The sequence below is a fragment of the Bradyrhizobium sp. genome (assembly GCF_049798375.1).
Classification (GTDB): domain Bacteria; phylum Pseudomonadota; class Alphaproteobacteria; order Rhizobiales; family Xanthobacteraceae; genus Bradyrhizobium.
In genome coordinates this window covers 1-8,500 of record NZ_JBARGP010000454.1, presented here as the reverse complement: position 1 = coordinate 8,500, position 8,500 = coordinate 1, and the positions used below count along the sequence as shown (strand labels likewise).

General features: G+C 64.6%; 10 protein-coding genes. 2 read left to right on the top strand and 8 right to left on the bottom strand.

Going from position 1 to position 8,500, the window contains the following annotated elements:
* Both WA702_RS18800 and WA702_RS18795 read left to right on the top strand, forming a co-directional pair.
* Window positions 1-275, top strand: a 275-nt coding sequence (locus WA702_RS18800) for a flavin reductase family protein (protein ID WP_425112038.1), incomplete at its 5' end; no start/stop codon positions are given.
* A gap of 93 nt (window positions 276-368) precedes the next feature.
* Window positions 369-536 carry a hypothetical protein gene (locus WA702_RS18795; protein WP_425112037.1) on the top strand — a complete coding sequence of 56 codons (168 nt, stop codon included), beginning with the start codon at window positions 369-371 and terminating at the stop codon, window positions 534-536.
* Window positions 537-760: 224 nt separating this feature from the next.
* Here WA702_RS18795 and WA702_RS18790 read toward each other — a convergent pair whose 3' ends face one another.
* From WA702_RS18790 to WA702_RS18755, 8 genes are all read right to left on the bottom strand, one after another.
* A complete protein-coding gene (locus tag WA702_RS18790) occupies window positions 761-2,143 on the bottom strand; it encodes a sigma-54 interaction domain-containing protein (RefSeq protein ID WP_425112036.1) in 1,383 nt (460 codons plus the stop codon).
* Between the two features lie 58 nt (window positions 2,144-2,201).
* Window positions 2,202-2,552, bottom strand: a complete 351-nt coding sequence (gene fliN, locus WA702_RS18785) for a flagellar motor switch protein FliN (protein WP_425112035.1) — start codon at window positions 2,550-2,552, stop codon at window positions 2,202-2,204.
* 3 nt (window positions 2,553-2,555) lie between these two features.
* Window positions 2,556-3,206 carry a FliH/SctL family protein gene (locus tag WA702_RS18780; RefSeq protein WP_425112034.1) on the bottom strand — a complete coding sequence of 217 codons (651 nt, stop codon included), beginning with the start codon at window positions 3,204-3,206 and terminating at the stop codon, window positions 2,556-2,558.
* Entirely contained in the window at window positions 3,206-4,294 is a 1,089-nt protein-coding gene (fliG, locus tag WA702_RS18775) for a flagellar motor switch protein FliG (protein WP_425112033.1), read from the bottom strand. The genes WA702_RS18780 and fliG overlap by 1 nt, the downstream gene beginning before the upstream one ends.
* Before the next feature lie 44 nt (window positions 4,295-4,338).
* Window positions 4,339-5,940, bottom strand: a complete 1,602-nt coding sequence (gene fliF, locus WA702_RS18770) for a flagellar basal-body MS-ring/collar protein FliF (RefSeq protein ID WP_425112032.1) — start codon at window positions 5,938-5,940, stop codon at window positions 4,339-4,341.
* Between the two features lie 325 nt (window positions 5,941-6,265).
* Window positions 6,266-6,541: a DUF1153 domain-containing protein gene (locus WA702_RS18765; RefSeq protein ID WP_002714638.1), complete on the bottom strand. Its 276-nt coding sequence runs from the start codon at window positions 6,539-6,541 to the stop codon at window positions 6,266-6,268.
* A gap of 259 nt (window positions 6,542-6,800) precedes the next feature.
* On the bottom strand, window positions 6,801-7,499 hold the full coding sequence (locus tag WA702_RS18760) for a flagellar hook assembly protein FlgD (RefSeq protein WP_425112031.1): 699 nt from the start codon (window positions 7,497-7,499) through the stop codon (window positions 6,801-6,803).
* A 12-nt stretch (window positions 7,500-7,511) separates the two neighbouring features.
* A partial coding sequence (locus tag WA702_RS18755) for a flagellar hook-length control protein FliK (RefSeq protein ID WP_425112030.1) occupies window positions 7,512-8,500 on the bottom strand: 989 nt, incomplete at its 5' end.

The window sequence follows — 8,500 nt, the reverse complement described above, 5'->3', positions numbered from 1 at the left end:
CTGAGCGCTTTGCCGGCGCCGATTGGCGCAAGCGTGCGACCGGTGTACCGCTGTTGGTCGGCGCGCTGGCGGCGTTCGACTGCGAGGTCGAGGACATCATCGAGCGGCACTCGCATGCCATCGTGATTGGCCGCGTCCTGCACGTCGACGCCGCCGCGCCGGCCGCCGCGCTGGCCTATTGGCAGGGCGACTACCTCACCGTGGACCGCGACGAGGACATCCTCAAGCTCGCGACGATGAGCGTGCCAAACCCGCAATCGACGCGGCAGTTCTGATTTCCGCGTCGCGGCCCCGGCAGCCTCCGGTGTTGAGCTGGCGTTCATGCGCGAGACCGCCTAGAACCGCTTCATTCTCTCTTGGCAGAGCCAATGAAGCGCATCTTAACTCGCATCGGGATCTGGGCCATCTATGTGGCCGGCACGGTCGCGATCCTTTATCTCGCGCTCTATGCCTATGCCGTCTTCACCCGGCGCGATTTCGTGCCCGGCGACCCCATCCACATCTTCCGCAACCCCGACGCGCCCACGGCGACGTGACTGGAGCGGGCCTTGATGATGATCGTCATTGCGAGGAGCCGACGGCGGAAGCAATCCAGACTCCGTTTGTTTCGCTTTGGATTGCTTCCGCCGTCGCCTTTCGGGCTATGGCGGACAAGTCGCTTCGCTCGCAATGACGGACATTGCGATGTGCTTCCCAAAACAAAAGCGCGACCGCGTTCCTGGGAGACGTGATCGCGCGAGTTGATGATGAAGCGCTTTAGTTAGCCCACCATGGTCGGCATCCGTGCGCTTTCACCCGAGCCGGGCGGCGGGATCGGCAGGCCGCCATCGGCATATTCGTTCAGCTTGTTGCGCAAGGTGCGGATCGAGATGCCGAGGATGTTGGCCGCGTGGGTGCGGTTACCGAGGCAGTGCTTCAGCGTCTCCAGGATCAGGTCGCGCTCGACATCGGCCACGGTGCGACCGACCAGGGCACGCGTGACCTGCTCGGCGGCCATGGTGGCATGCGCCACCGCCGGCTGGCTCTTGACGATGTCGAGGCGGTCGCCGTCGGGCGTGAGGATCGCATCCGGACCGATCTCGTCGCCGATAGCCATCAGCACCGCGCGGTGCAAGGTGTTCTCGAGCTCCCGGACATTGCCCTGCCAGCGGTTGCTGGAGAGGACGCGCTTGGCTTCCGCCGAGATCGGACGCAGCGCCACGCCGTTGGCCTCGGAATATTTGCGCGCGAAATGATGGGCGAGCTCGAGGATGTCAGCCGGGCGCTCGCGCAGCGGCGGAATCTTCAGATTGACGACGTTGAGGCGGAACAGCAGGTCCTCGCGGAACGTGCCTTCGCGCACGGCGTCTGCGAGATTGCGGTTCGAGGTCGCGATGATACGGATGTCGACGGGCACGGGGCGGGTGCCGCCGACGCGATCGATGACGCGCTCCTGGATGGCGCGCAGCAGCTTCGACTGCAGCCGCACGTCCATCTCGGAAATTTCGTCGAGCAGCAGCGTGCCGCCCGTGGCCTCTTCGAACTTGCCGATGCGGCGGGCGATTGCGCCGGTGAAGGCGCCCTTCTCGTGGCCGAACAGCTCGGACTCCAGCAGGTGCTCGGGGATCGCGGCGCAGTTGATCGAGATGAAGGGACGCTTGGCGCGCGCCGAACGGCTGTGCACGTAGCGCGCCAGCACCTCCTTGCCGGTGCCGGATTCGCCGGTGACCATCACCGAAGCGTCCGAGCCCGCGATCTGCTGCGCGAGCTTGATCACCTTGGCCATGGCGTCGTCGCGATAGACCAGATCGCGCGAATCGTTGGCGACCGCAGCCAGCACGGCGGCGATCAGCTCGGGATCGGGCGGCAGCGGAATGTATTCCTTGGCGCCGGCATGGATCGCGGCGACGGCCGCGCGGGCGTCGGTGGTGATGCCGCAGGCGACGATCGGCACGTGAATGTGCTCGGCATCGAGGCGGATCACGAGGTCACGGATGTCGATGGCGACGTCGACCAACAAGAGGTCGGCGCCCTTGCCGCCGCGGAGCACGCGCATCGCCTGCTCGTTGTCCTCGGCATGGGTGACGGTTGCGCCATTCGCCATGGCGATCTTGGTGGCGGCGGTGAGCTGACCCTTCAGCGTGCCGACGATGAGAAGCCGCATGTCGATCTCCTGTACGTGCGTCCGCGCGGCGCTCTGTCAGCGCGCGATCCAGTTTGGTTTAGTTGCGATCCGACTTGATGATTTCGGTCATGGTGACGCCGAGCTTGTCCTCGACCAGCACCACCTCGCCGCGCGCCACCAGGCGGTTGTTGACGTAGATGTCGATCGCCTCGCCGACCCGGCGGTCGAGCTCGAGCCCGGTTCCCGGCCCGAGCTTCAGGAGCTCGCCAACGTCCATCTTGGAGCGGCCGAGCACGGCCGAGACCTGCACCGGCACGTCGAACACCGCTTCGAGGTCGGCGGCGATGCGCGCGGCCTGATCTTCCTCGTTGTAGGTGACATCGCCCAGCGGCGGTGCGTCGGCGGCGTTGAGGTCGGGCAGCGGGATGTGAGAATCGGTGTCGCTCATGAGTTAAACCCCTTTGGCCGCGGCGGCCGGACTGCTGGCCTGATTCTTGGACGCCATATAGCGCCCGACGAGTTCGTTGATCTTGGTTTCGATCGCGGCACGCTCCAGCACGACGCCGCCGTCGGCCCATTCGATCCGGCAATCGCCGGTCGGAATGTCGGGCTCGGCCAGGATCACCAGGCGTCCCTCGAAGCCGCTCTGCTTGCCGAGCTTCTCGATCCGCTCACGCGCGATCTCATAGAGCTGGTCGTTGATGCGGACGACGAGATGCGGCGTCGCCACCAGATGAGCGAAGCAATCCTTGACGAGGCCGGTGATCTCGCCGAGCGGCTCGGCAGCGACCAGCGCACTGCACAGCTTGCGCGCGACCGCGATCGCCACCTCGACCGCCTCGGTCTCCATCCGCGCCTCGACGCCGGAGACGCGCGCGGAGACGCCCTGCATATGGATCTTGATCTCCTCCAGCGCGCTTGCCATGCGGCGGTCGGCTTCGACCTTGGCCTCGCGCTGCGCGGCCTCGTAGCCGTTGCGATAGGCGTTCGCTTCGGCGGCGGCGATCTTCTGCGCGATCTCGGCCGTGGTTGCCGGCCGCTCGCGCTGCCGCTCGGGAGCGGCGAAATCGGTGTCGAACAGGAATTTCGCGGGCGCTGCCATCAATACACCAGCTCGTCGTCGGCGCGGTTCTTGGTGAGCATGATCTCGCCCTTGGCGGCGAGGTCCTTGGCCAGGTTGACCAGCAGCGCCTGCGCCTCGTCGACGTCGCGCAGCCGCACCGGTCCCATCGCCGCCATGTCGTCCTGCAGCATCTTGGCGGCGCGAGAAGACATGTTGGTGAAGAAGAAGTTGCGGACCTCCTCGTTGGCGCTCTTGAGCGCGATGCCGAGCTTGTCCTTGTCGACGTTGCGCATCAGGGTCTGCGCCGAGGCGGAGTCGAGCTTGATCAAATCGTCGAACGTGAACATCAGCGCCTTGATGCGCTCGGCGGACTCGCGGTTTTCTTCTTCGAGCGACGTGATGAAGCGGGTCTCGGTCTGGCGATCGAAATTGTTGAAGATTTCGGCCATCACCTCGTGGGCGTCGCGGCGGCGGGTCTGCGACAGATTCGACATGAACTCGGTGCGCAGCGTCTGCTCGACGCGCTCGATGACTTCCTTCTGCACGGCCTCCATCCGCAGCATGCGGCCGATCACGTCGAGCGCCATGTCCTCAGGCAGGATGGCGAGCACGCGTGCCGCGTGTTCCGGCTTCAGCTTCGACAGCACCACGGCGATGGTCTGCGGATATTCGTTCTTCAGGTAGTTGGCGAGCACCTCTTCCTGCACGTTGGAGAGCTTCTCCCACATGTTGCGGCCGGCCGGGCCGCGGATCTCGTCCATGATGCCGGTGACACGCTCGGAGGGCAGGTATTGCTGCAGCAGCCGTTCGGTGGCGTCGAAATTGCCCATCAGCGCGCCGGAGGCCGACATGCGCGAGACGAATTCGAGCAACAGGTCTTCGACCACGTCGGCCTCGACGGTGCCGAGGGTGGACATCGCGAGCGACAATTCACGCACCTCGTCGTCGTCGAGCTGCTGCCAGATCTTGCCGCCATACTGCTCGCCGAGCGCAAGCATCATGACGGCGGCACGCTTCGGTCCGCTCAAGGGCTCGGTCTTGTCGCGCCCGGCCTGGCGGCTCGCGAGCGTCGCGATGACGGTGGAGATGTCGTTGGCGTTGGCGTTCTGCGTTTGCGGAAGCGACATGGCGGTTCTGACTATTCTGGTCTGAGGACTTCAGGTTTGGCGGATCAGGTCTGCGGTTCGGCCAGCCACTGGCGGATGATGCCTGCGGCTTCGCCGGGATTGCGGTCGGCGAGCTCGCCGACCCGGTGTACCGACTGGGCGTGCACCTGGCCCTGCACCTGGGCGACGTCGATCATATGGGCGGTCTGCTGGGCGGTCACGGCAGGTACCAAGGCTTCGTCGGTGAGCGCGGGCGTCGGCGCGGTGAGGGCCTTCACCTCTTCGGAGGTGAGGATCTTCTTCACCAGCGGCCGGATCACCATGAACATCACGACGAGGCCGAGCAGCATCATCACGCCGAGCTCGATGATGTACATGACGTCGTCCTTGGTGAACTGGAGCGTGCCAAGGAAGCCGCTCGGTTCCGAAAGCTGCGGCACCAAGGGGGCATCCGCGAACTTCAGGTTGACCACCTCGACCTGGTCGCCGCGCTTCTGGTTGAAGCCGATCGCTGAGCGCACCAGTGCTGCGATCTGCTCGAGCTCGTCCTTGCTGCGCTCCTTGTAGACCATATCGCCCTTGTCGTTCTTGACATAGGCGCCGTCGACCAGGACCGCGACCGAGACGCGGTTGACGCGGCCGGCCTCGGTGACTTCGGTCTTGGTGGTCCGGGAGATCTCGTAGTTGTTGGTTTCTTCGGTCTTCTTGCTCTGGTCGCGCGATGCCTGCTGGTTACCGTTGTTCTGCTGGGCGCCCGGCAGATCGTTGTTGACGGTGACCTGGCCGTTGTTCTCGGCGGTAGCGGACGATTCTTCCCGGGTCTGGCTGGAACGCAGCACCCGGCCTTCCGGATCGTATTTGTCCGAGGTCTGGGTGATCCGGTTGAAATCGAAATCGGCGGACAGTTCGACGCGGGCGCGGCCCTGTCCGACCACCGAGGAGACGATGTCCTCGACCTGCTTGCGCATCCGCTTCTCGTAGGCGGTGCGGCGCTCGTCGCCTACTGCCTGGTCGATGTCGGACTGCGAACCGTCGGCGAGCAACTGGCCGGCTTCGTCGACGATCGAGACCCGCTGCGGCTTCAGGCCGTTGACGGCGGAGGCGATGAGGTGGCGGATGGCGCGGATCTGCGCCGGCTCGAGCGACCCGCGCACGCGCAGGACGATCGAAGCCGACGGCTCCGGCGTCTCGCGCGAGAACAGCGGCCGCTCCGGCAGCACCAGATGAACCCGGGCCGCCTGGACCCGGTCGATGCCGCGGATGGTGCGGGAGAGTTCGCCTTCCAGCGCACGCAGGTGATTGATGTTCTGGACGAAGCTCGTGGTGCCCAGCGCGTCCGACTTGTCGAAGATCTCGTAACCGACGCCGCCGCCCTTGGGCAGGCCGCCCTCGGCGAGCTTCATGCGCAGCCGTGTGACCTTGTCCTTCGGCACCAGGATGACGCTGCCTTCGTTGCGCATCTCATAGGGAATGCCCTGCCGGTCGAGGTCTTTGATGATGCTGGAGGAGTCCTCCATGCTGAGATCGGTGAAAAGCGTCGTCATCTGCGGCGTGGTCACCCGCATGATGACGAAGGCGAAGAAGCCGATCAGAGCGGCGGTGACGGCGATCATCGCCATCAACCGTGCCGCACCCAAACCCTTCAGGAAGTCCACGAGACCTTGCAAGCAACTACCCCACAGTTCGGCATTGAACAGGTGGCCGCCAGATCGGGATTTGAGCTTCGCCGGCCTTTACAGCCGCTTGCAACCAAGCGCGAAACCCGAATCCCCATCCTATGCCCCGGCACCTGCATTCCAGATGGCTCTCGATCCCGACCGCGCGCCTCCCGGCGATCGCGAAGTTTGAATCGAGCCACTGGGCAATTATTGCCTATGGGAAGGTTTCGATATGGTTAACGAGGGTTAAGAGGTCTTTACAAAGTTCAGGCATGAAAAAAATCGGCTTGGCGAGGCCAAGCCGATTTTATTAAAAAAGCGATGTCGTAACGGCTTACTGCCGGTATTGCTGGATCCGCGTGGTGCGCAGGCCGGCAAGGCCGTGCTGATCGATCGAGAACTGCCAGGACAGGAATTCGTCGACGGTCAACGTGTAACGGCTGCAGGCTTCCTCGAGGGACAACAATCCGCCGCGAACGGCGGCGACGACCTCGGCCTTGCGGCGAATGACCCACCTCTTGGTGCCGGGCGCTGGCAGATCCGCGATGGTGAGCGGGCTGCCGTCGGGCCCGATGACGTATTTCACCCTCGGGCGATGGGGTTCTGTCATGGTGTACTCACAAACTCTTAACCACTGAACTCACGGTACCAACCTACGCTGGTCCGCTTAAAATTTGCCTAAGCCAAAGGCTTCAATGCGACTTGACTTGCAAATGGCTCGCGTCCCGGCGCCGAACGGCGCCAGGACGCGAAACAGGGTAAATGATTTCTTAATTGCGCCCGAGCCTTGCGCCGGAATCCGGGCGTAGCGCGCGAGCTTGATCCGAAGGTTTCGGATCAGCGCGCTGATGTCGCGCGGCGGGCGGCCGTTAACTCACGATCCGCCGGATCTGGCTGACCGTGAAGGTCTGGCCATCGATCGACAGCAGCGGCGGCTGCTGGGTGAGGTCGACGGAAGACACCACGCCCTGCACCTGCGTCGTGATCGCGACCGGGTTGCCTGAGCTGTCCGTTGCGGAGGCGGTCAGCTTGTACTGTCCATCCGGCCATTGGCTGCCGTCGCTGCCTTTGCCGTTCCACGCGAACGGCTGGTTGCTGCCGGCCGAAGCCGAATACTTGCCGGTAAAGACGGTCGCTCCGGTCGAATTGGTGATCGTGACCGTCAGGTCGCAGTCCGAGGGGACGCTGAGATCCCAGTTCGCCTGCGAGTTGGACAGGCTTGCGGTCGAACCGTCGACGACCGCGGTCTTGCCGACGAAGTCCAGTGCCTGGGTCGACTGCGTCGCCTGCTGCATCGTGACCAGCGAGCCGAGCTGGTCGTTAGTCTTGAGCTGCTGCTCGACCGAGGCGAACTGGACGAGTTGCTGGGTGAACTGATTGGTGTCCAGCGGAGAAAGCGGATTCTGGTTCTGCAGTTGGGTCGTCAGCAAGGTCAGGAACGTCTGGAAATTGCCCGCGATCGTGCCGCTGGCGATTCCCGACGTGCTGCTGCTGTTTGACGACGACGTCGCCGGGGGCGTGGTTCCGGAAACAACCGGGCTTCCTTTGATTGCGTCGGTGGTTGCCATGGTTATTTTCCTTTAGACCCGGATGTCGATGCCGCCGCTCGCGCTGAGCATGCGACCGTAGGACCGTCCCGCAGTCGCGGCCGGAGTGGCGTCCTCATCGCTGATGACGAGGCGCTGCGCGTTGCCGTTGGACTGATCGTTGTTGCCGTTCTGGCCGGAGCTTGTGTGATCGCGGAGGCTGAATTGGAGGCCGCCACTGCCAGTCTTGAGACCGGCGTCGTTGAGCGCCTGCTGGAGCTGCGGCGCGGTCTGCTGCAGCATCGACAGGGTTTCGGGCTTCTCGACCCGCAGATGCGAGGTAATCTGGCCGCTGCGGTCGACGTCGATGCGGACATCGATGCGGCCGAGTTCGGCCGGATCGAGCCGGATCTCGAAACGGCTCTTGCCGTTCAGCGCGGAGCCGGCGATCTCGACTGCAAGCCCGCTGAGCGGCACAGCAGCCGAGGTCGCGGCCGTCGCGGTCAGGTTGGCTGCGACCAGGGGAGCTGTGGTCTGCTGGGTCGCAAGCTGCGGCTGCAGCGCGTTGGCGGCCTGGACATCGGCGTCGGCGGCCGAAAGCGTGCCTTGCGCATTGGTCGACGCGCCGCTGCGCTCGTGAACGGCAGGCGCTGCCGTGCCATCGCCTTTGCTCTTGGTCGGATCGGCAACGACGAGGCTGCCGTCCTGCTTGGCCATAGCGGCGGCCTGTTGGGTCGCATCGGTTTGAATGGGCTGCGCAGCCTGGGCCGTTGTTGCCGCCTGATCCGTCTTGGCATTGGCATCGGTGGTCGCAACAGCAGCCGTCTTGGCCTGCGCAGGCGCCTTGGTCTTGCCGCCGGTCTGGGCTGCGGCATCGACCATCGCCGAGAAGGCGGGATTGGTGGTCGAAACGTCACCGGCGGTGGCCGCTGTCGCCGTGGTCGCAGCGCCCTTCGTTGTGTCGGTCGCCTTGGCGTTGCCGTTGGCGGAACTGGCCGCGGCAGCAGTGCCGTCAGTGGCGCCGGGCATGCCCAAGGTTGCCG